Source organism: Verminephrobacter aporrectodeae subsp. tuberculatae At4 (genome assembly GCF_000193225.1).
Classification (GTDB): Bacteria; Pseudomonadota; Gammaproteobacteria; order Burkholderiales; family Burkholderiaceae_C; genus Acidovorax; species Acidovorax aporrectodeae.
The window spans coordinates 1-1,683 of record NZ_AFAL01000730.1 but is presented as its reverse complement, the minus strand read 5'-3'; the positions used below and the strand labels follow the sequence as shown (position 1 = coordinate 1,683).

The following is a 1,683-nucleotide window of genomic DNA, read 5'->3' as shown; positions in this document are numbered from 1 at the left end:
AAGCTGTTTGACGCGCTCATCCAAGCCTTTCTGGGCGCTCCGGTTCAACCTTGCTTTGGTTGATCGGCTGGGCCGTGGGGCCGGGGGCTGAGTAGTTACGGAATCGTTTTGTACTGGATGCCGTAGAGCCCGCAGTACACGGGATAGAAGCTGTAGGTGACATCCGGAAACAAGGTTGGCAGATCGTGCTTGAGCAACGCTTGGAAAACGTGTGCCAGCACTTCATCGGAACTATTGCCGACGAAAATCTGGTCGTTCGCCAACTCGAAATGGTGGGCCAATGCCCGCTTCAACTTCTGGCTGTTCGGGTCTGGATACAGCCGTAGCTCATCTCCCGTGCTCTGCGCAATCGACTCCAGCACCCGTGGCGATGGCGGGTACGGGTTCTCGTTGGTGTTGAGCTTGACGACTCCCGGATTCAAAGGCTGCTCTCCGGCTACATAAGGTGTCAGCTTGCTGACGACGGGACTCCAGTATTTGCTTGTCATTGAATTCTCATAAATGATCTTCATTCACCATCGCTGCCCTCACGCATGGGATGCATACAAGCCACGAGCCAGACCGAATACCCTTACCAGGCCCAGAAGGGAATCGATTCGGTCCGTGTCGGCATGAATGGATCGCCCGATCTCGGACACGACACCGATGAGCGAGTCGATCTCTAGGCGTCTTCCGGCTTCCATATCCTGCAGCATCGATGTCTTGAATTTTCCCATCTTCCGAGTGAGTTGCATCTGCTCATCGGCAGAGAACAGATTGTCGCAGCCGATCTTCTTGCCGATATCGACAGCTTGGCGCATCACGCAAAGGCAAAAATTTCTCAGATCTGGATCGTCGAGAATCCGATCACAGGTCGCCCCCGTCAAGGCAGAAACCGGGTTCATCACCATGTTGCCAACTGCCTTGTTCCAGATGTCGGAATGGATGTCCTGTGAAAGATGCGCATCGAGCCCCGCTTGCGAAAACAAAGACACGAGCTTTTCCACCCGATTCGTCAGTCTGCGCGACGGTTCTCCCAGAATGATCCGATTTCCGAAATTGTGTTGCGACACCCCCGGCTCTCGCTTCTCACAATTGGGGAAGATCACGCTGCCGACAATCGAGTCTAACGGAATCTTCTCGCTGATCTTTCCGCCCGGATCCACGGCATACAAGGCCAGCCCCTGACAGGGGCCCGGGAAATCGACGCCGACGCGCTGTGCCGCGCCGCCGCGCAGCAGGGCGTGACGCTCACGCCGATCGGCCGGTTCTGCATCGCACCCATCGAGCAGCACGGCGTCGTGATGGGCTTTGCGGCGTACACGCCGCAGCAGATCGAAGCCGCAGCCATCACCATGCAAAGCCTGTTCGAGGCAGCGCATCCCCTGCGGGCTGCGCCGTTGCCCCGTAGTAAAAAATAGCTGCGCAGCACCCACCACTCCGGAAGGCTATCCCCGCATGGACTCCATCGCCGCATCAGACCTCAAGACCATCCTGCACTCCAAGCGGGCCAACCTCTACTATCTGGAACACTGCCGCGTGCTCGTCAATGGCGGGCGGGTGGAGTACGTGACCGACGCCGGCAAACGCAGCCTGTACTGGAACATTCCCATTGCGAACACCACCAGCATCCTGCTGGGCACCGGAACCTCCGTCACCCAAGCGGCCATGCGCGAGTTGGCCAAGGCGGGCGTGCTCGTCGGA

At 58.1% G+C, this 1,683-nt stretch carries 1 protein-coding gene and 2 pseudogenes; 1 reads left to right on the top strand and 2 read right to left on the bottom strand.

The genetic code is table 11. From position 1 onward, the window contains the following. Positions 1-98: 98 nt before the first annotated feature. Positions 99-488 (bottom strand): annotated as a pseudogene (locus VTU_RS0120780) (aminotransferase class I/II-fold pyridoxal phosphate-dependent enzyme); the annotation flags it as partial. 39 nt (positions 489-527) lie between these two features. Next, complete coding sequence (locus VTU_RS32025) at positions 528-1,361, bottom strand: 2-dehydropantoate 2-reductase (RefSeq protein WP_081479905.1); 834 nt, start codon at positions 1,359-1,361, stop codon at positions 528-530. Positions 1,362-1,437: 76 nt separating this feature from the next. Here VTU_RS32025 and VTU_RS29035 point away from each other — a divergent pair. Further along, positions 1,438-1,683 (top strand): annotated as a pseudogene (locus VTU_RS29035) (type I-F CRISPR-associated endonuclease Cas1f); the annotation flags it as partial.